Source organism: Pseudomonas ogarae, from assembly GCF_014268695.2.
Taxonomy (GTDB): Bacteria; Pseudomonadota; Gammaproteobacteria; order Pseudomonadales; family Pseudomonadaceae; genus Aquipseudomonas; species Aquipseudomonas kilonensis.
The window spans coordinates 3,045,205-3,066,634 of sequence record NZ_CP077086.1; the positions used below are offsets into that span (position 1 = coordinate 3,045,205).

Below are 21,430 nucleotides of genomic sequence, written 5' to 3' on the forward strand. Positions count from 1 at the left end.
GACTCGAATGACGGTACTCACAGCCAGCCCGAGTCCAGCGGCCACGCCTTGGGAATGGCGACGCGCCCGCCAGTGCCGTTTGCCAACAGTTTCACCCCGAGGCTGTCGGGCCGCGGATAGAGGCGGCTGCTGAAGCTGAAGCGGCCGTTTTCCTCGAACACCTCGATGGACGAGCGATCGAGAAACACCCGCAGGTGCAGTTGTGTTTGCGTCGGCTCGATCGACACGCTGCGCTGACCGCTCACTTGCGCACCCGAGCGGCTGCGATCGAGTACCAGGCGTTGCAGTGACGCGTCGTAATAGAGCAGGGTTTGCTCCTGCTCATCGGCACTGCAGCGCAAGGCAATGCCCAGGTGGCCTTCGGTGCAGCCGAGCAGATCCAGATGCACATGGATTTCCAGCCTGTCGCCCCGCACCTGCGGCACCCAGCGGCTGCCCGACTCGCCCCACGGCGCGATGCTCGGCAGCGGCGCCTGGCGCAGCGCCGTCAGTTCCCGTGCCGGAAACACGCCAAGGCGATCGCCCTGCAGTTCAAGCTCGCGGGGCAAGCCGAGCATGCCGCACCAGTGATGGGCCTGGCTCGGCATCGGGCTTTCCCACATGTCCAGCCAGGCCCATACCAGGCGCCGACCATCGGCGGCCTCCAACGTTTGCGCGGCATAAAAATCGTGACCGTTATCCAGTTCGATGAACGGCCCGCCGGTGAAGTGCCATTCGTTGTCGAGCCGGCCAATGCGATAACCGGTCTGGTACTTGTTGAGCCGTTCGTAACCTTCGGGTTGCATGCCCTGAGGGGAGTACAGCAGCACGTCACGCCCGTTGAGGCGAAACAGGTCCGGGCATTCCCACATATAGCCATCGCCCTCATTACCGCTGGACACGTAGTCGAGGAACTCCCAGGTGTGCAGGTCGGTGGATCGGTACAGCGGCAGCAACGGTTTGTTGCCCAGGCGCGCGCCGGCAATCAGGTACCAATAGCCGTCCTCCTGCCAGACCTTGGGGTCGCGAAAGTGCATGATCGTTTCTTGCGGCGCGTCCTTGATGACGGCGCCATGCTTGACGAACCGGATGCCGTCGTCACTGGTGGCCAGGCACTGGACCTGGCGGATAGAGCGTTCGTCACCCACTTCTCCCAGCCAGGTGTGCCCGGTGTAGATCAGCGCCAGGGTGTCGCCACACACCACTGCGCTACCGGAAAAACAGCCGTGGCGGTCGAAGTCATCGCCTGGCGCCAGGGCAAGGGGCAGATGCTGCCAATGGACCAGGTCGGCGCTCTTGGCGTGGCCCCAATACATTGGCCCCCATTTGGCATCGAAAGGGTGGTGTTGGTAGAACACGTGATATTCGCCACGGAAAAACACCACCCCGTTAGGGTCGTTCATCCAGCCCGCGACAGGCGCCAGATGATAGTCCGGTCGATAATCGTCGATGAGTCGAGACTGACCTTCACTCAGCGCCTGCTGCGCATGTTCAAGGGGGGAGGGCATGGGTGCGTTCATGGCATTCACAGACACAGTCATAGAGCGCCTGCTTTTGGCGAGCGCTGCGGGACGTCCTCCGGGAGGACTTCAATAACAGCAGGAGGGCGTCTCAAGGCCGTGCCATCCGCGTCGAACAGATGCACGCTGCCGAACGCCAGTTGCAGTTCAACCCGATCGCCCACTCGCCATCCGGCGTTGACCTCACAGCGACAGATCAAGGGTTCATCCTCGCCTGATTCCAGGTGCACGTAGGTTTCGCTGCCCAGGTATTCGACCCCGACCACGACGACCCCAGCGCTGCCTTGCGCCGCTTTGAGCGACACGTGTTCCGGGCGAATCCCCAAGGTCAGCGGACTGTTCGCGGCCAGGTGGGCGCTGTCGAAGGGAAGGGGCGTCATGCCCAATAAAGGGCTGTCGATCAGGCTGGTTTCGCCTGGGGTATGCAGGCGCGCCGGCAGAAAGTTCATCTTGGGCGAGCCGAGGAAGCCGGCGACAAAGCGGCTGGCCGGGTGCTCGTAGAGTTCGCGTGGCGAGCCGACCTGTTCGATGCGCCCGCCATTGAGCACGACAATCTTGTCCGCCAGGGTCATCGCTTCAACCTGGTCGTGGGTCACGTAGATCATGGTCGAGCCCAGGCGCCCATGCAGCCGAGCGATTTCGTTGCGCATCTGCACGCGCAGGGAGGCGTCGAGGTTGGACAGCGGCTCGTCGAACAACAGAATGTCCGGTTCCCGCGCCATGGCCCGGCCCATGGCCACGCGCTGGCGCTGTCCACCCGACAGTTCCCGTGGCTTGCGTTGCAGCAGTTTGTCCAACTGCAGGATCTGCGCGGTTTTCAGCACTCGCTCGCGCAGGGTGGTCTTTTCGGTCTTGGCCAGTTTGAGGCCAAAGCTGATGTTGTCGTAGACACTCATGTGCGGGTACAGCGCATAGGACTGGAACACCATGCCGACGCCACGCTCGCGCGGCTCCAGGTCATTGACCCGGCGTCCGTCGATCAGCAGGTCGCCGTCACAGATCGAATCCAGTCCGGCGATCAGCCGCAGCAAGGTCGACTTTCCGCAGCCCGAAGGGCCGACGAAAACCACGAATTCACCCGCCGAGATTTCCAGGCTGACGTCGCGAAGAATGCGTGCGCCGCCCAATTGTTTGTTCACGTTATCCAGCTTCAACTTGATCACGATGCTGTTCCTTTCTTATCTGTGTTGGGCCTCAACCCTTTAACGCGCCGGCAGTGAGGCCGGAAACGATGCGGCGCTGGAAGACCAGCACCAGAATCACCAATGGAACCGTGACCAGCACCGACGCCGCCATCAACAAGCCCCAGGGCAATTCATGGGGGCTGCCGCCGGAAATCAGCGCGATGGCGACCGGGACCGTGCGTTGCGAGTCGGTCAGGGTGAAGGTCAGGGCAAACAGAAACTCGTTCCAGGCGGCGATGAAGGCCAAAAGCCCCGTGGTGACCAGTGCCGGCCAGAGCAGCGGCAACAGCACGCGGGTCAGCGTGACCCAGGGTGACGCACCGTCCATGATGGCGGCCTCTTCCAGCTCATGAGGCAGTTGCCCCATGAAGGTGGTCAGTACCCAGACGGTGAAGGGCAGGGTGAAAATCGTGTAGCTCAGGATCAACGCCCAGGACGTGTTGTACAGGCCCAAGGCTCGGATCACTTCGAACAATCCCGACAGCACTGCGACTTGTGGAAACATCGAGACGCCCAGGACCATCATCAACACCACGCCGCGTCCGCGAAACTTCACGCGGCCCAAGGCATAGGCGGCGGTCAGGCTGAGGAACAACGCCAGTGCGACCACGCTCAGCGCAACCACCAGCGAGTTGCCGATGGCCCGCAGGAACGAGGCCTGGCTCAGCACGGCGGCATAGTTGGAGAAGTCGGGGTTGTCGATCCAGTAGCTCACCTGGAACAAGGCACTGGACGGCTTCAGCGACGTCACGATGGCGTAGTAGAACGGGAAGACCGCGTACAGCAGCAAGATCCCGATCAGGCACCAGAATCCGGCGCGCAGCAGGGTTTTTTTCAGCAGGCGCGGGCTCATGCGCGGACCTCCAGTTGACGGCGTCCGAGGTACAGGTACGCCATGGCGATTACTGCCACGACCAGGAACAGCAAGGTCGAAGCGGCGCTGCCGTAACCGACGTCCTGGAATTCCACCAGGTGCTGGCGGGCATAGACCGACATGCTCATGGTGCTCGATGAGTTCGAGGTCAACACATAGATGACGTCGAACACCCGCAAGGAATCGAGGATGCGAAAGATCGCCGCCACCAGCAAGGCCGGCATCAGCAGCGGCAGGGTGACCCACCAGAACACTTTCACCGGGTGAATGCCATCGACCCTGGCGGCTTCGTAGCAGTCGCTGGGCAACATCTGCAAGGCCGCCAGCATCAGCAGCGTGACGAAGGGCACGGTCTTCCAGACGTCGACGACGATCACTGCCCACATCGACAGGTCCGCGTCGGCTGTCCAGGCCAGGGGCGCATCGATCAGGCCGAGGCCGAGCATCAGGTGATTGATGATGCCGAACTGGTCGTTGAGCATCCATGACCAGATTTTCGCCGAGACGATGGTCGGGATCGCCCAGGGGATCAGGATCAACGCCCGCACCAGGGCGCGTCCGGTGAACTTGACGTTCAGCAGCAACGCCACCAGCAGCCCCAGTACGATTTCCAATCCCACTGACACCACGGTGAAATGCAAGGTGTTGCGCACCGCATTCCACCACTGTGGATCGACCAGGATGCCCGACCAGCCAGCACTGCTGTGAAACAGATAATTGCTCAAGCCGACAAAGCTTGCATCGCCCGTGTCGGCCAGGCTGGCGTCGGTCAGGCTGAACCAGAATGTGCGCAGCAGCGGCCAGGCCGCCACCAGGGCCAGGCACAGCAACATCGGGCTCAGGAACAGCCAGGCGGCGCGAACGCGACGGCGTTGTACCGGCGTTTCCCGAGTGAGCAGGTGCTCGTCGTCGCCGGGGGCGAGTGTAGTGGAGACAGACATGGTGATTTCCTTCCTTGTGGCTTACCAGTTCCGGCGTTTGATGCGCGTGAGTTCGCTTTCCAGTTCGGCCAGCGCCTGATCGACCGGCCGTTCGCCCGCCAGCACGCCGTGCACTTGATCGAAGAACGCGTTGGAGACCCGTGGATAGCGGTCGGCGGTGATTGAAGCGGGGCGCATGACCCCGTCGTTGAGGATGCTGCGCAGTTGACTGTAGTAAGGCATGGCCGCGAGCAACTCGGGATCCTGGTACAGCGACTCGATCACTGGGTTATAGGCGCCAACCAAGGCGCGGTGTTTCTGCTGTTGGGCGCTGCTCAGGTAGCTCACCAGCTCTGCGGCGAGCTTGGGGTTGGCGCTGTAGCGCGATACCGCCAGGCCCCAGCCGCCGAGGGTGGACGCATGGGTGCCCGTCGCGCCGCCGCGGGGCAGGGGAGCGACGCCGACCTTGTCCTTCACGACGCTGTCCTGGCTTTGCACCAGGGCCCAGACATAAGGCCAGTTACGCATGAACAACGCATTGCCCGATTGGAAGACGCCGCGTCCTTCTTCCTCGGTGTAATTGAGCACGCCACGCGGGGCGATGTCTCCCACCCAGCTTTTGGCCAGGGTCAACGCCGCCCTTGAGGCCTGGCTGTTGACCACGATGTCGCCTTGCGCGTTGACCAGCCCGCCTTGCGGCTGGCTGCTGATCCACTCCAGTGCGTTACACGTCAGGCCTTCGTAGGCGCGCCCTTGGAATACATAGCCCCAGGCATTGGCGTTCCCAGCATCACGCTCGGCTTGCTGGACAGTCTTGGCGGTAGCCGTCATTTCTTCCCAGGTCTGTGGCACGGGCTTGTTGTACTTCTCGAGCAAGTCCTTGCGGTAATACAGCAGCCCCGAGTCGGTGAACCACGGCATGGTCACCAGGCGCCCGTTCACCGTGGCGTTGTCCACCTGAGCCTGGAAGTAACCCTGGGTCGCGTTGGCAGGAAGCACCTCGCGCAGGTCCATCAAGTGTTTGGCAAGCATCCCCGGCCACACCATGTCGATCTGGATGATGTCGATGTCGCTGGATTGCGCACTGAGGATCTGTTGGTAGAACGACAACCGCTCGGTCGCCGAGTTAGGCGTGGAAACCACTTCGACGCTGTTGCCGGTCTGCTTCGACCACGCCTCGACGGCCTCCTTGCACAGTTGCAATTCAGCACCCACGGCACCGCAGGAAATCGTCAGGCTGGCGGCTGTGGAGAGGGATGGAAACCCGACGCACAGGCCGAGCAGTGCCGCTGGAAGGATCGATTTGAGCTGTTTCATAAAGCCCTCTTTATTTTTGTTTTTAGAAAAGTTAACGTTAACATCGCCAAATGTAGCAGTGTATTTGCGATGAGGCATCCTTTTTTTCCTTGGGTTTGACAATTCAGAACCTAGGCAAAAAGGCCGGTCGCGGCAACAGAACAATAAAAACAAAACAGGGAAAAACCACATGCAGAAAGCATCAAGCTGGCTACTCGTAGGTGTGCTCGGCGCCTCGGCGACCACTTCTCAGGCCGCGACTCTGGAAGAGCGCATGGCCGCGTTCGAGGCCCGTGCCAGCGCAGCGGAAAAACGTGCCGCCGCCGCCGAACAGCAAACCCAGGCACTCGCCAGGGAATTGCAGCAACTCAAACTCGCCACGCCCGCCACACAACCGGTGGCGTCCGCCGCTACGGTCCCCACGCTCGATGCGCGCCTGGCCAAACTCGAAGCCAGCCAGCAAAGCACAGAAAAGCAGGGCAGTGGCGCACACCTTACCGACGGTTTCAGCTTCAAGGGCTACGCTCGCTCCGGGTTGCTGATCAATGATGGGTTGGGCGGTGGTCGTGGCGGTCCGTACACCACTCCGGCCGGTTCTGTCGGTGGTGCTGTCGGGCGACTCGGTAACGAGGACGATACCTACATGCGTATCGACCTGTCGAAAGAGCAATACGCGCAGAACGGCACCCGCTCCAAGTTCACGGTGTCCATCGCCGATGGTGTGGAGAGCTCCAACGACTGGACCGCCGATGAAAGCAACCTGAACGTGCGCCAGGTGTTTACCGAACTCGATCACCTGGCGGCATTCAAGGGCAACTCGATGTTCGAAAATTCCACCCTGTGGGCTGGCAAGCGCTTCGACAGGGACAATTTCGACATCCACTGGCTCGACTCCGACGTTGTCTATCTGGCCGGTACCGGTGGCGGTATCTACGATATACAGATGAACAAGAACTGGCGCTCGAACTACTCATTGATCGGTCGCAACTACGGGGATTTCAGTGAGGGCGGCGTCAATGCCGATGTGGAAAGCTACATCCTGACGTCCAACCAGTTTTTCGACGGTGGGCAGTGGCAGTGGATGTTCAACGCCATCGGTTCGAAGAAAAACGACTTTGCTACCCGCACCAATGAAGCGGGGCTGACGCCGGCCGATTCAGGCTTGCACAGCATGGTCGCCAATCACCAGAAAAACTTTTTCGGCCGCGAAGGCTTCTTCAAGACGGCGCTGCTCTATGGCCAGGGATTGGGGGCGGAGGTCAAGAACGTCGGTGCCGATGGCGAATTGATCGACGATGCCCGTGCCCTGCGTCTGGCGCTCTACGGCGAGACGCCTATAGCGTCCGACTGGCGCATCGGCCCGAGCCTGCTGGCCGAGCAAAGCAAGGACCGCTACGTCAAGGGCGACGATTACCGTTGGATGACCCTCAACGTGCGGTTGGCCAACGAAATCAACAGCAATTTCGAGATGGCCTACGAGATGAGCTGGCAAACCATGCAGCTCGACCCCAAGGGCTACCTGCAACGCAATGCGGTCGACGGCAACTTCTGGAAGTTCACGGTCGCCCCGACCTTCAAGCCTGACCTGGGCGATCTGCTTACGCGTCCTGAGCTGCGCGTGTTCGCCAGTGTCATGAACTGGTCGTCGGACCTGGACCGGTACAGTACCACCGACTCCTTCGGCAAGACTGACTTCAACGCCGGCGGTACCTGGCAGTACGGCATCCAGATGGAAACCTGGTTCTGATGCCCAGTTGAGCCCTGTGGGAGCGAGCTTGCTCGCGATGACGGCGTGCCAGCCACCCTCAATGTTGCTGAACCACCGCTATCGCGAGCAAGCTCGCTCCCACAGGGGGATGTGTGGTGTGGTCAAGTCGCATCATCACCTTAGTAGGAAGGTGGGCTCGCTATTCATGCACCGTCACCCGATTGCGCCCGGTCTTCTTCGACGTATACAGCGCCTGGTCCGCCCTGGCGATCAGGTCGGCGTGGTCGTTCGAGGGCTGGCTCAGGTCGGCCACGCCCAGGCTGATGGTGAAACGGATGGTCTGGTCGTTGAACTCCACTTCCAGCGCTTCGACGGCGTTGCGCAGGCGCTCTGCGAAAATCAGTGCGCCGGTCTTGTCGGTGTCTGAGAGCACCACGCCGAACTCCTCACCGCCATAGCGCCCGGCCACGTCGGACTCGCGCACATGCTCGCGCAGCAGCCTGGCAACCTGCTCGATGACCCTGTCGCCGGCCTGGTGACCGTAGGTGTCGTTGACCCGCTTGAAGTGGTCGATATCGAGCATCACCAGGCTCAACGCATGGCCGTAGCGCTGGTGCCGAGCGTAGGCGGTTTTCAGATCGCTTTCCCAATGCCCGCGGTTGTACAACCCCGTCAGTCGATCAGTGCTGGAGAGTTGTTGCAGCTGGGCGTTGGCGGCCTGGAGCTGATGCCGGTTGGTGGCGACGTCGGTGACGTCATAGATCACCAGGCAGATGTGCTTGATGGTGTTGTCAGGCGAGCGCAGCGGCAGCAGCGTGGTGTTCTGGTACATGAACGCTTCCTGGCCGGTGATCGGCTGGTAGCTCTTGAACCGAATCAGGTACGGGCGCTGCTCCCAGACCGTGAACGCCGGCGTGCCCAGGGTCGCGACACTTTCCACCTTGCGGCTGAACCATTGGCGATCGATTTCAGGGAACAGAGTGAAAAAATGCTGATTGTGGGCATCCTTGGGCTGCACCCCGGAGCGATTCTCCATGAAGGTGTTCCAGACCTGCACGCGGTACTCGCGGTCGAGTACCACGACACCGACGTCGATGCTCTGAACGATGGCCAGCAACCAGTGAAACTCGTTCAGATCGATGGAATCGTTCATGGCTCAGCTCATCAGGTAGGCGAGTTTGTGGGTCAACCGTTCGATGGAGTCTTCCGTGAACAGCAGCAACAGGTCGAAGCGAATATCGTGCCCTTCCAGGCTGTAGCTGATTTCCACTGCCAGGGTCTTTTTCCAGTGCTTGCGGTTGACCTGGATCAGGTCATCGATGGCCGCGTGCTGGCCGAGGATCTGCGGATGGCCCTGGGAAAACACCACATCGATCTGTTCGGCAATGCTGCTCAGGCACGCACCGATCAAGACGCTGGAAAGGTCCAGCAACATTTCCAGGTCCGAATAATCGGCACTCTCGCGCTGCATCAGTTGCGCGATGTCGGCGATCTCCGAGTCGTGGAATATCAGCAGGGCTTCGCCGGCGATGCCGCTGCCGATGAAACCCTGGCAGATGGCCGTGAGTTGCTCGGAGCTGCCGACGTCGTTGAGCGCCATATGCAGTTCCCCGACCTCGAGGATGTTCACGTTCGGCACCGGCAACTGCACAAAGACCCCCAATACCTTGGCGATCAGGGCCGCTGCCCGGCCGATGGCAACATTGACCGTCTCGCGAAACACATCGTGAAAACTGATGGCCACGTTCGTGGTCGAGCGATTTTGCAACGGCACCTGGCTGGCTTGGGCCAGTAGCCCCAGCCGCTCCAGTGTCTGGCGCAGTTCGTTTTCGTCGAAAGGCTTCTTCAGGAACGCCAGCGCGCCCAGCTCAAGCACGCGGCGCACCGCCTCGTCCTGGACGTCACCGGAAATCACGATGACTTGCGCCTTCAATCCCTCGGCGCGCAAGGCGCTCAACACCTGGTAGCCATCCATCTCCGGCATGGTCAGGTCGAGCAGCACCACGTGTCCCAGGCCCTGGCGTATGGCGTCCATGGCCTGGCGCCCGTTGATCGCCTCTGTGACCGAAACCGGCCAGTCTGTCGGCAGCGCGCGCAATACCTGTTTGCGCGCCATGTTGGAGTCGTCACACACAACCAGGGGAATCAACGGCACAGGGGCATCCATTGGCGTTCAATGGCAGGGGAGGTCCTACGTACATCATTCATAGGCTGGCAGGGGCCCTTTGATTAACGAACAGGATTTATCGGGCATTACGTCCTGCATCGAAGGCCTGCAGGACATTGTTGTATTAAAAACTGGACCAATAAGTCAGGGGCGTCAACTGCACTTCGTCATTACAATCACCGCAAAGCCACGGTCGGCGTGCCGATTGGCAGTGGCAGGCGCAGTTTGTGGTCTATAGTTTTCTGCAGGTTCGGAATCCTTCAGTGCCGGCGACCAGGAACCACGGACGCCTCGCAGCGTTACCGCGTCGGATACCCGCAGGCCGTCAGCAGTGAACAATGCAGGGAGCACACCATGGCGATCCAACGGGCGAGTGTACTGACGTCGGCCCAGGATGTCGCCCCTCGTGAAAACGCCCTGTCCGATGCGACGAGCAATCGGTTTCGGCGCCGCTTCGACCAGGTCAAGGAAGCCTACATTCTGTTCCCGCTGCTGGCCGTTCTGCTGTTGTCGGTCATCTGGGCGGGCACCCTGTACCTGATCAAGCTCGAACAGGCCCGCGCGCAGCAAGGCATCGCCGAGGCGAGCCTGGAAATCGGCGCCACCTACGAAGCGCAGATCCTACGGGCGGTGCGTGAAATCGATCAGACCCTCAAGCTCGTCAAGTACACCTACGAGTCCGAGCGCGAGCCAAACCCGCTGCCCAAGCTCAAGGCACGCGCCTTGCTGCCTTCGCCTTACTTGTTTGATGTCAGCGTGGTTGATGCCAGTGGTCTGGTCGTGGCCAGCACCCAGTCGAGCGAGGTCGGAAACCGGATCGCCAAGGATGAGCTGCAAACGGTGGGGCGTGACACTGCACTGTCGATCAGCCGCCCATGGAAAAGCCCAGCGACGGGGGAGTGGAAGTTGCGTTTCAGCCGGCGGCTTGACACGGGGGATGGCGCATTCGCCGGGATCGCCATGGTCGAGATCGATGCGGCCTATTTTGTCAGCAGTTATGACCCCTCCAAGCTCGGCAATCATGGCTTGCTCGGCCTGCTGGGCATCGACGGCATTTTTCGAGCACGGCGCAGCGGGGAAGCGATATCCGCCGGCGACGAGGTCGATTACGCCACCGTGGTGCCGGACACCGAAAACACTGAAGCCGTGCGCTCGATCAATGGATGGGACGGTGTGCGGCGCTATACCAGCGCCCGTCAGCTCTACGATTTTCCGCTGGCGGTGATCGTCGGGTTGTCCGAAGAAGAACAATTGGCCACGGTGACCCGGCAAGCACGCACCTATCTCTGGCGCACGGTCGGCGGCAGCCTGTTGCTGGTGTTGTTGGCGGGGCTGCTCGCCCGGATGAGCTGGCAACTGGTGCAAAGCCGCTTACGCGCTGGCGAAGCGAAAATTGCCTACGCTGAAAATGTCGAGTATCTGGCTTATCACGACGGCCTTACGGCGTTGCCCAATCGCAGTCTGTTCAGCAAGCTGTTGAGCCAGAGCATCGGCGAAGCAAGCCGTTATCATCGTCAACTGGCGGTGCTGTTCCTTGACCTCGACCGCTTCAAGCAAGTCAACGATACGCTTGGGCACGATGCCGGCGATCAATTGCTCAAGGAGGTCGCGCTGCGACTCAAGGCGTGTTTGCGCACCAGCGATACGGTGGCCCGACTGGGCGGCGACGAATTCGTGATCCTGCTGCCGGAGCTGTCTGATGACAAGGACGTGGCAACCACCGCCCAGAAAATCCTCGGCGCCATTGCCCGGCCCTTCAACCTCCAGGGCCAGGAGTTCCGGGTGACCGCAAGTGTCGGGATCAGTGTGTTTCCACAAGATGGCCTGGACGAGCAGACGCTCAAGAAAAACGCTGATATCGCGATGTACCAGGCCAAGCAATGTGGCAAGAACAACTTCCAGTTCTACTCCGCGAAGCTGAACGCGGACTCACTGGAGCGGATGACGCTGGAGCTGAGCTTGCGCCACGCGCTGGAGCGCCACGAGTTCCAGCTTCACTACCAGGCCAAGCGAGATATTGGCAGTGGTCGCATTACCGGCATGGAAGCGCTCCTGCGCTGGAATCATCCGGACCTGGGTATCGTGGCACCGATGCAATTCATCCCCGTCGCGGAAGAGACCGGTTTGATCGTGCCGATCGGCAAGTGGGTGCTCAAGACCGCCTGCCAGCAAAACGTGGCCTGGCAGCAACAGGGATTGCCGCACCTGGGGGTCGCCGTGAACCTCACGGCACGGCAGTTTGCCGATGAGAACCTGCTCACGGACCTGGCTGAGATATTGGCCGAAACCGGTATGGATGCGCGTCTGCTGGAGCTGGAAATCGCCGAGAGCCTGCTCATGCAGGACGTCAAGAGAGCGTTGAGCGTGTTGACCGGGCTCAAGCACCTGAAGGTCCGTATCGCCATCGATGATTTCGGCATTGGCTATTCTTCGCTCTCTGCCCTCGAACAGTTTCCGCTCGATGTCATCAAGATCGACCGCTCGTGTATCTGCGATACCAGCAGCGTGTCGGAAGACAAAGCCTTGACCGAGGCCATTATTGCCATGGGCCGGACCCTCAGCCTGACCGTGGTGGCCCAAGGTGTGGAAACCAAGGAGCAGGCCGATTTCCTGCGCGACAATGCCTGCGACGAATTCCAGGGCTTTTACTTCAACAAACCGGTTCCGGCCGATCAGTTCAAGGTGTTGCTGCAAGCCCAGGCGGCTGGCACGGATCTCGATAACTAAGGCTCGCGCTTATTGCGGGTCAAGCGGCAGTGCCCTGACGCTGCCGTCCACCTCCCGAGCATCGATATAGCCAATGGTGCCGGGATTCTCTGCAACACGCTTCTTGACCTCCGCGCTGCTCGAAACAGCCTGCGGCGGTTGGCCCCTGCCGGTAAAGATGATTTTCGACCAGTGCGCCTTGAGCTGGGAGGCGGACTTGCCGGTGAACGTTGTGTAGAACTCATCGCGGGTCGGCGAATCTTCCGTCAGGTCAATGGGAGTTGCCTGTCCGCCGTAGGGGAAACGACTGGTCTTGCCGAGGAAAATATCCGCCACCTGATTGGGCGCGAGCGCTTTCACCGGGCTGGACGTGGCGACGACCACGGCCACCTCGGCCTTGACGGCAGCGCTGGCTGCGCACAGGGCGAGCCCCGCTACGGCGAATCCGATGAGCCTCACAAACCCCATGGCCTGCTCCATCAGAATACAAAATCGACAGCTAGGCTGATGACGTTGAGCGAGCCCCCCGACGTGAAGTCCGGTTGGGGGTTGATCAACGGACCGACCGAGTTGCCCTTGAAACGTGTGTGATCGTATTGCAGTTTGGCGTCCATGTTCTTGGTGAAATCCCAGCGCACGCCAAGGGACACGGTCTGCTGGCCTTCATTTGAGCCCAGGACAGAGTTGAGCGCACCGTTGAGCTGCTCGGCAACCCCCGCCAGGGCCGGTGGCAAGGCCGATGTCGTCAAGCCCGGGCTGGAAACTTCTGTTTCGGTCCTGGATCGAGCGTAGGTGACATAGGGGGTGAACGCTGCAACGCGGTACCCGCCGCTGATGTACCAGCCACTGGTCCTGCCCAGGCCGGAACGGCTATCCAGACGCCCCCATTCGCTCATGACGAACCAGTCGCCCGGGTCATAGCTGGCGCCCACGCCGAGGAATTCGACGGGTGTGTCATCGGAGTCGTAGCGATCAGCGATGGCGATGCCTTCGGCACCGAACTCCCTGAACGTATCGAAGAGTGAATTGAACGGCTCCAGGGTCAGGTCGGCTTTCATGAAGGTGATGCGCGTGGTCAGGACGCCGAACTCGGTGGTGTTGGTGACCCCCCAGAAATTTCTCGTCAGTGCCTTGCCGGCGCCGTCAGGCTGACGGGTGTCGTTCTGGCCGTAGTGCGCCTGCACGGTATTGGTGATTTCATCGACACGAAACCGGTAGCTGCCATCGATGCCGTCGCTACTGGAAATCGGCATCAGGCTGTAGACCTCCATGGGCGCACGCACCCAGGGCAGGGTGTAGCCCACTTTTCGAGTGTCGGAGACCAGGAAAGTCGGCAATACGGTGCGGCCAATGCGGGCGTTGAAGTCCGGCGTGAACTGGTACTTGATGTTCGCCCACTCGACAAAGGGGCGATAGCTGTTGTCGTAGCGCTGCTCTGAAATGACCTGCACCACGGCCGACAGCTGCGGGGTGAAGGTGGCGGTCAGTTGGGCACCGATCAGGCTGTCGACATCGGCGCTCCAGTTGCGTGAATGACCGGCGCCATTGGGTTTGAAGATGCTGGAGGTGAAGTCAGCTTTTTTCTCGCTGGAGTGGACGATCCCCACCGTGCCGAAGCTGCTCAACGAAAACATCGACGTATCGGCTGTGTCGGCGCTGGCCCCGCCGGCATACAGCGTCATGACGGCCAGGGCCAGGGTATTGGGTCTTGTCGCCATAGGGTCAACGAGACCTCGTTGCATGGATCGCCATTCGTCTGTTCCTTGTAACGTTGGCTGAAGCTGCGCGCTACCACGCACCGAAGCGTAGTCTAGATCGCCAATTTGAGCGTAAAGGTCGCCCCCGTTCCCGGGCCATCGCTGTGGGCCTCCAGCGACCCCCCCATCTCCATGGCCGCCAGGACGCAGCTGTGCAGGCCAAAACCATGGCCATCCTTGCGGGTGGTAAAGCCATGGGCAAATATTCTCGTCAGGTTCTCGGGCGCGATGCCTTCGCCATTGTCGATGACCTTGATCACCAGGGAGTCTCCTTGGTGCATCTCACTCTGAAGGATGATTTGATGGGCAAGCTCCGGCTTGTCATCCATCGCCCTGCTGGCGTTTTTTATCAAATTGACCAGGATCAGCAGCACCCGGTGCTTGTCCAACAGCAGCAAGGGCGTTTCGGCAAAGTTTCGCACCACGGTTATCTGGCGCGCCGCGATGATGCCGGCGTTCATGCGCAGGGCATCCTCGATCAGTTCCTTTATCTGCACGGTTTCGGCAATGCTGGAGGTGCCTGCATACGATTGCTGGGCGGCGACGATTTCCTTGATGTGATCAACGCTTTTACTCAGCTGGCCGAGCTCCTCGGTCATGCTCTGTTGCTCGATCGCAAGCGCGTCCACCAGTTGGTTCAGGTAGCTGGGCAGCAGCTTGCCTTTTTCGTCGTGGGAGATGAAGTCGCCGAGGTCCTCGGCATGCTCGTTCATCATTTGCACGGCCTTGCCAAGCCCCAAGGCCTTGCTGGTGCGCAGCTTGCGGGTGACCAGGTCGGCGGAGATATTCACGCTGTTGAGTACATTGCCCACGTTGTGCAGGACGTTGGTGGCGATTTCGGCCATGCCGGCCTGGCGGGCGGCCGCGGCCAGTTGCGTCTGGGCTTCGGCGGCGCGCAGACGGCTTTGCACCAGTTGCCAGCTCATCCGGGCGAGCAGGCCCACCAACAACACCAGCACCAGGCTGCCGCCTGCGGCGCGCCAGAGATAGGTACGTGCTTGCTGGTTCACCACGGCCAGTTGTTCTTCCTCCGACAACCCGACAATCACTGCCAGCGGAAAGTCGTAGAGCTGGCGGGCACTGGTGTAGCGCCGCACCCCGTCCCATCCATTGACCGAGAGCACGGCCTCGGTGTTTTCGGCGTCTGGCACCACGGTGGTGTAATCGACCGTGTCGCCTGCATGTACCGTTTCCCCGGTGCGCCTTACACGGAAGATACCGTCGGTGCCAAGGAGTCCGAGCGCACCCTGGTCGCCGAGTTTCGAGGCGTCGTAGCTGCTGACGAAATAGGCAGCATCGACCTCGACCCTGGCGATCCCGGCAAGCCTGCCATCGGCCGCGTCGAGTCGACGGCTGAAGCGCAAGCGCCATTCTCCGGTGACCGGGCTTTTCCACGGATGGCTGATGGACAGTGAGTCGCTGTGCCGCAGCGTTTGCTGCTCATCCGGGTCAGCGATATTTTCCAGGTCGTTGACCCGCGTGCTCGCCACGAGCCTGCCGTCCGGGTTGACCACACTGACGTCAAACACCAAGGCTGGCGGCAACAAGGCCCGCTCCTGGAGCCGACGCAGGGGATTGGGTTCGCCCTCAGCCTCGTAGGTGTATTTGACCAGCTTGAGGGTTTGATCGATTTCGTGAATGGCGCGCAACATTTGCGCTTCGTAGGTGGCGCCCATCTCCAGGCTCGCCGTCGCGGCGCTCTGCTGCGCGCGAAGATGTTCAACCTTGATCAGGTACAGGGTAGCGGTCCAGATGGCCAGCAACAGCAGCGCGGCCAGCAGCGGGAACAGAATGTAGGCTTCCTTGGCCTGGTCGAAACCGCGTCGAAACACGCTGGCCTCGGTATTGTCATCGGTCTCTGCATGATGGGCAGGGCCAGGGGCCAACCTCAGTGTCTCAGGCCGCTGGATCGGCATGGTGTGCTCCCTGCATAGTTCACTACCGAAGGCTGTTGGGCATCCGACATGGTTGCGGCTCGAGAGGGTGTTGCTCCTATGGCCCGAGCGAAACTCTGGATCTGTCAGGAACTATAGACCACAAACTCTGCATGCCAATGTACAAGGAGGGGCGATTGGCTGGGACACTGAGGACTTTGTGATGAGTGTGTGTGGGAGCAAGGCTTGCCCGCGATGAAGGTGACGCGGCCCTCCTGAAGTCGAGTCGACTCCATCGCGGGCAAGCCTTGCTCCCACAACTCCGCCCGCCACAGGTTATTCAGCGTTTGCTCTATTGGGCTCAGACCGCTTGTTTGACCTTGCGATGCACCCACTGTGCCTCGTCCTGCAGTTCAAGGACTTGCCAATGGAAGTGCTCCAGGGAGGCGCTGTGCCCGACACTGATCAGGATCGTGTCCGGCAGCGTTTGCTTGAGCAGTTGATAGCAGCGCGCTTCGTTTGCCGCATCCAGCGCCGAGCTGCTCTCGTCGAGAAACAGCACCGCAGGGCGGGCCAGTAGGGCCCTGACGAATGCACAGCGTTGCTGTTCGCCGACGCTGAGGGTCTGCGCCCAGTCCCGTTCCTGCTCCAGTTGATCGGCCAGGTGTTGCAGGCCGACTTGCTCCATGATCTGGCGCAGGGCCGCATCTTCTTCGCGGCGGGGCGGTTTGGGGTACCACAGCGCCTCGCGCAGGCTGCCCAACGGCAGGTAGGGTTTTTGCGAAAGTGTCAGGGCGCGCTCACGGTCATAACAACTTGAACCGCGAGCGTGATGCCAAAGCCCGGTAATCGTGCGGATCAGCGTCGATTTGCCGTAGCCGGACGGCGCGCTGATCATCAGGCTGTCGCCGGGCTTGAGGGAAAGGTTGAAGCCTTTGAACAATGGCCGGCCGTTCGGCAGCCAGATGTCCAGGTCCTTGATGTCGAGGCCGCTGGCCTGTTGCTCGTGCCTGACCTGGGACTTGACCTCGACGTTATCCAGGCGCTCCTGGAAACCGACCAGCCGGTCGATCACCGACTTCCATTCCGACAGTTCCGGGAACACGCTCACCAGGTAGGCGATGGCCGCGTGCACTTCACCGAAGGCCGCGCTTATCTGGGTCAGGCGGCCGAGGGGAAAGGCGCCGGCAAAGAACTGCGGCGCCATGATGAACATCGGGATGACCGTCGCGCTGCGCAAGTAGAAGGTCGAGTAGCCCATGATCAACTTCTGTTTCTTCACCAGCGCCCAGAAGTTCTCCAGCGCCGCCTCCAAGCGGTGGTTGAAGCGTTCGTTCTCCACGACTTCGCCCCGGTATTGCGCCACCGAGTCAGCGTTCTCCCGCAGGCGGATGAGCGAGAAACGAAAATCTGCCTCACGCCGCTGTTGCATGAAATTGAGGCTGGGCAGCGCGCGGCCCAGCCAGAAGGCCAGGCCGGTGCCCAGGAGCGCATACACCAGGGCGACCCACACCAGCAGTCCCGGAATGACCACCGATTGGTCGTTGAACGGCACGCTGACGAGGCTGGAGGCCTGCCAGAGGATATGCAGGAAGGAAAACAGCGACACCACCGACGTCAACAGGCCCAGGCTCAACTTGAGCGACTTGACGATAAACAGGTCGATGTCCTCGGCGATCCGCTGATCGGGGTTGTCGACGTCGGTCTCGGTCAGCTTCAGTTTCTGGTAGCGCTGGCTGCCCAGCCATTGATCGAGCATGTTGCGGGTGGCCCAGCGCCGCCAGCGGATGGTCAGCTTCTGCTGGAAGTGGAATGCGCCTACGGTAAAGGCGGCCATGCCGATCTGCAGCAGGATGAATTGCAGGCTGCCCACCAGGAAGCCGTGGTAGTCCAGGGCCTGCAAGGCGTTATAGAAGTGCAGGTTCCAGAAATTGGTGAGGATATTGACGCCAACCAGGCACAGGGTCATCAGCACGGTGGCCAACAGCAGCAACAGGGCCGGGTACTTTTCCTCGGAGGCCCAGAAAGGCCGCGCGAGACGCCAGAAATTGCGAAGTGTGTGCATGTGGTCTTGGTAAGCCTGGTCGCTAACGACGTTGAGTTTGCAGGGGCGGGAGGATAGGATCAGCCAATGCTAATCGTTTGCATTAATTAGGGAAAGCCACGGGAGCCCCGTTATCGAATTTCCAGAATGGCTTAACCAGGCCTGGCCGCCGATACAGCGGGTTATCCGGCAGGCACCTGGCGACCAGCCTGCCATCGCGTTGAGCCAGCTGGCCGACCCTGCGGTACTGCAACCCTTGCTAAGCCGGTTTGCGCTGCGTTACCCGGGGGTGAACCGCGCCGCCGTGGTATCGCAGTGGTCGATGAACTACATGAGCATTGTCCTGCCGGCCACCCTGGCCTGCGTGCTGACGCGTCACTGCGCCATCGAGTTCTGGGGCGAGGACGCGCTGCTGCTGCATGACGACGGTCAACCTGCGGCGCTGGGCCTGGGCACCGGGCTGTCGGCCTTGGGCGCGGATGATCGTGCCGCGTACTGGTCGCGATTGATCCACGAGCACCTGGCGCCGCTGTTCAGCACCTTGGCCGCTGCCGGTGGCCTGGCTCCGAAGATATTGTGGGGCAACTTCGTCGCCATCTGGGACGGCGCGTTCGCCAGGATGGACCCCGACCTGTCCAGGGACGGCTTCGCCGAGGCGCACCAATGGCTGGAACAGGTCACGGTGAACAACGGACGCTTGAAGCTGCGGGGCCTGCAGCGCATGGTCGAATCACCGGCGCCGCAGATTTGCCCGTGCTTGCCCCTGCGCCGGCATTGCTGCCTGCATTACCAACTGCACGAGCCGGTCGAAGGCCAACCGCCAGTGCTCTGCGAATCCTGCCCCAAGCTGCACCGCCTGCCGGTGGCAGAGCAGGTGAGCTACCTGCATTACATCTATGAGTAGGGGGAGCGCGTCGTTTTCCTTTGGGGTTGGACTGGATTGGATTGGGTGCATATCCGTTGCTGCGGTCACGGCCGCTTAGGGTTCCGCCCTGACGGCGGCTCACTTTTGAAGAGCGCAAAAGTAAGCAAAACGCTCCTGCCCCACCACTCGGTGCCTCGCCTAGGCTCGGCATGCCCGCACTCCGGCATTGCTCCGTGGGCCCGCCGCGAAGGGCCATCCATGGCCCAGCGCGGCTATCCCGGCATCCATGCCGGGATGCCCACTGCGCAATGCCTGCGTTCGGCCAGCGTGGTTAACGGGGCGTCGAGATCAAGAGCAAGAGCAAGAGCAAGAGCGAGGTACATGCCGGGATTCTATGTGGCTGAGCCACCGCTATCGCGAGCAAGCTCGCTCCCACATGGATTTTCGGCAGCCACAAAAATGCACATACGCCGCAGAACCCTGTGGGAGCGAGCCTGCTCGCGATGAGGCCGGCACATCCAACATCACCGCAAACTGACACATCGTCTTCGCGAGCAGGCTCGCTCCCACAGGGGAAACGCGGTCTCACCAAAATCAGGTCGGCTGTTAGGCCGCCTCGTGGTGGACGTTGATCTCGGACGCCCCGTTAACCACGATGGCCGGAGTGAGGGAATGCCGAGCCCTAGCGAGGCACCGAGTGGTGGGGCAGGAGCGCTTTGGTTACTTTCGACTGGGCCGGCTTCCGGGCTTTTCGAAAGTGACCCGCTGTAAAAGCGGAACCATAGGTGGCCGCTACCGCAGCAACGGATATGCACACTACCGCCTGGAAAAAGGCGAGTAGATGTTTCAAAAAAAGTGAACAGCATTACCCACAATGTTCAGGGTTTCCTCAAGACAGCATTTGCGCCAGGGGCGCGGCGTCAGCCTGCGGGGCGACTTCGCTGAGCTTGCCATGTTCGATGCGAATCAGCCGGTCGGCCAGGCCGAAGTAGGCGTCGTCATGGGAGATGACGATCAGTAATTTGCCGCGCTCGCGCAGGTCCGGCAGGATCCGGGTGTAGAAAAAGTGCTTGAACACCGGGTCCTGGTCGGCGGCCCATTCGTCGAACAGATAGCAGGGGCGATCATCCAGGTACGCACTGAGCAGCGCCAGGCGCTTGCGTTGCCCGGTGGACAGCGCCAGCGTCGTCAGTTTGCCGTCCTCGATTTGCACCTTATGGTCCAGTTGCAAATGCATCAGATAGTCCTGCGCCTGTTTCACCAGGTGTGGATCGTCGCCATCGAACAGGTTCTCGAACAGACAGAAGTCGGTGAAGATCGCCGAGAAGTGCTGCCGGTAATGGTGGTTGTCATTGCTCGAAGACACTTGCTCGTCGAGCATGATGTCGCCGCTTTCCGGCCGGTACAGTCCGGTCAGCAACAAGGCCAGGGTGGTCTTGCCGCTGCCGTTGCCGCCGGTGATGAACACCACTTCGCCGGCATTGAGGGTGAGGTCGATGGGGCCCAGGGTGAAATGACCGTCCTCGCGCTCGCGGTAATAGGTGTGGGTGACCTGGCGGCACACCAGGCTGCGAACCTGGGTCGGCGAGATCGTGTCGAGGGCCTCGTCGGCGGTTTGCATCTCGCCTTCCAGGGCGCGGATCTTGTTCAGCGCCACGCTGGCCCGGCCGAGGGTCGGCAAGGCGTGCATCAGTTCCGACAGCGGCGTGATCATGTAGAGGATCGCCAGGATATAGCCGGTGACCAGGCTCACGCCCAGGTCGATGAAATGCGGCGCGGCGAACAGCACCACGCCGATCAGCATGTAGAACACCGCATTGCCCCAGTTCAGGACCAGGGCGTAGATGCTCATGCCCCGGACAAAATCGCGGCGGTATTGCTGGCTCACCGGTATCAGCAGGCGGGTGAAGAAGTGCTGCCGGCGCGGATGGTTGAGTTGCAGTTCCTTGCTGCCATCGGTGAGCAGGCGGTATTGATTGAACAACTGGTCCTTGAGCTCGCGAGCGCGGGAAATCGAGGTCAGTGCCCGGCGTTGCGGCCAGTGAAAGCTCAGGCTACCGAGGGCGATCAGCAGCAGCGTCAGGCCCAGCAGCGGCATGCTGAGCCAGCCCAGGTAGCCCAGGCATGCGACGATGATCCCGACGTTGACCAGCAGGATTGGCACCAACTCCACAGCCTGGCTGATGGTTTGCGTATCGTCGGTGAGCATTGCCAGCAGGCGATGTTTGCCCAGGCGCTGCAATTGCGCGTAGGGCGTGTCGATCAGCTTGGCGCTCAGGTGCAGGCGCATGTCGTTGACCGCGGCCTGGCCCAGGCGCAGCAGGCTGATGTCGGAGATGATCCGCGACACCGCGACCAACACCACCAGGCCGGCGAAGAGCAGGCCATCCACTGGGCGCAGCTTATCGAACACCTCCAGGCTGTGGTTGATGTTGGCGATCAGGCCGGCCGCTGCGAGGCCGCAGGTCAGCCCCGTCAGGGTCGCCACCAGCAGTGCGCGCCATGAGCGTTTAGCCATGAGTAACAACAGATCCAT

The 21,430-nt window shown here is 61.1% G+C and carries 15 protein-coding genes; 3 read left to right on the forward strand and 12 right to left on the reverse strand.

Annotated elements, in window-relative coordinates; all coding sequences use genetic code 11:
• Nucleotides 1–17: 17 nt before the first annotated feature.
• From HU749_RS13415 to HU749_RS13435, 5 genes are read right to left on the reverse strand one after another with little or no spacing between them, the layout of a single operon-like run.
• Nucleotides 18–1,520, reverse strand: coding sequence for a glycoside hydrolase family 32 protein (locus HU749_RS13415; protein WP_186650893.1), 1,503 nt, complete (start codon nt 1,518–1,520; stop codon nt 18–20).
• The gene (locus HU749_RS13420; protein ID WP_186650891.1) at nt 1,517–2,662 is read right to left on the reverse strand and encodes an ABC transporter ATP-binding protein; all 1,146 of its coding nucleotides are present in this window, start codon (nt 2,660–2,662) and stop codon (nt 1,517–1,519) included. Before HU749_RS13420 ends, HU749_RS13415 begins: the two co-directional genes overlap by 4 nt.
• 31 nt (nt 2,663–2,693) lie before the next feature.
• On the reverse strand, nt 2,694–3,536 hold the full coding sequence (locus HU749_RS13425) for a carbohydrate ABC transporter permease (RefSeq protein WP_018600596.1): 843 nt from the start codon (nt 3,534–3,536) through the stop codon (nt 2,694–2,696).
• Nucleotides 3,533–4,498, reverse strand: coding sequence for a carbohydrate ABC transporter permease (locus HU749_RS13430; protein ID WP_079304231.1), 966 nt, complete (start codon nt 4,496–4,498; stop codon nt 3,533–3,535). Before HU749_RS13430 ends, HU749_RS13425 begins: the two co-directional genes overlap by 4 nt.
• A gap of 21 nt (nt 4,499–4,519) precedes the next feature.
• Entirely contained in the window at nt 4,520–5,794 is a 1,275-nt protein-coding gene (locus tag HU749_RS13435) for an ABC transporter substrate-binding protein (RefSeq protein ID WP_041475889.1), read from the reverse strand.
• A 169-nt stretch (nt 5,795–5,963) separates the two neighbouring features.
• Between HU749_RS13435 and HU749_RS13440 the strand changes: the two genes are divergently transcribed.
• Complete coding sequence (locus HU749_RS13440; RefSeq protein WP_186650889.1) at nt 5,964–7,520, forward strand: carbohydrate porin; 1,557 nt, start codon at nt 5,964–5,966, stop codon at nt 7,518–7,520.
• Between the two features lie 160 nt (nt 7,521–7,680).
• Here HU749_RS13440 and HU749_RS13445 read toward each other — a convergent pair whose 3' ends face one another.
• Complete coding sequence (locus HU749_RS13445) at nt 7,681–8,634, reverse strand: GGDEF domain-containing protein (RefSeq protein WP_095974384.1); 954 nt, start codon at nt 8,632–8,634, stop codon at nt 7,681–7,683.
• 3 nt (nt 8,635–8,637) lie between these two features.
• Nucleotides 8,638–9,648, reverse strand: a complete 1,011-nt coding sequence (locus tag HU749_RS13450; RefSeq protein ID WP_186650887.1) for a response regulator — start codon at nt 9,646–9,648, stop codon at nt 8,638–8,640.
• A gap of 354 nt (nt 9,649–10,002) precedes the next feature.
• Here HU749_RS13450 and HU749_RS13455 point away from each other — a divergent pair, with 354 nt between their 5' ends.
• Nucleotides 10,003–12,375, forward strand: a complete 2,373-nt coding sequence (locus HU749_RS13455; protein WP_202888913.1) for a putative bifunctional diguanylate cyclase/phosphodiesterase — start codon at nt 10,003–10,005, stop codon at nt 12,373–12,375.
• Nucleotides 12,376–12,384: 9 nt separating this feature from the next.
• Here HU749_RS13455 and HU749_RS13460 read toward each other — a convergent pair whose 3' ends face one another.
• The 4 genes from HU749_RS13460 to HU749_RS13475 all read right to left on the reverse strand — a co-directional run bounded on the left by HU749_RS13460 (nt 12,385) and on the right by HU749_RS13475 (nt 18,050).
• Entirely contained in the window at nt 12,385–12,822 is a 438-nt protein-coding gene (locus HU749_RS13460; RefSeq protein WP_095963626.1) for a type 2 periplasmic-binding domain-containing protein, read from the reverse strand.
• A gap of 11 nt (nt 12,823–12,833) precedes the next feature.
• On the reverse strand, nt 12,834–14,096 hold the full coding sequence (locus HU749_RS13465; RefSeq protein WP_225919167.1) for a porin: 1,263 nt from the start codon (nt 14,094–14,096) through the stop codon (nt 12,834–12,836).
• Nucleotides 14,097–14,164: 68 nt separating this feature from the next.
• Nucleotides 14,165–16,027, reverse strand: coding sequence for an ATP-binding protein (locus tag HU749_RS13470; protein ID WP_186650885.1), 1,863 nt, complete (start codon nt 16,025–16,027; stop codon nt 14,165–14,167).
• Between the two features lie 319 nt (nt 16,028–16,346).
• On the reverse strand, nt 16,347–18,050 hold the full coding sequence (locus HU749_RS13475; protein WP_046065733.1) for an ABC transporter ATP-binding protein/permease: 1,704 nt from the start codon (nt 18,048–18,050) through the stop codon (nt 16,347–16,349).
• Between the two features lie 199 nt (nt 18,051–18,249).
• Between HU749_RS13475 and fhuF the strand changes: the two genes are divergently transcribed.
• Nucleotides 18,250–18,933, forward strand: a complete 684-nt coding sequence (gene fhuF, locus HU749_RS13480) for a siderophore-iron reductase FhuF (RefSeq protein ID WP_186650883.1) — start codon at nt 18,250–18,252, stop codon at nt 18,931–18,933.
• Nucleotides 18,934–19,783: 850 nt separating this feature from the next.
• Here the strand turns inward: fhuF and HU749_RS13485 are convergent.
• Entirely contained in the window at nt 19,784–21,430 is a 1,647-nt protein-coding gene (locus tag HU749_RS13485) for a cyclic peptide export ABC transporter (RefSeq protein WP_186650880.1), read from the reverse strand.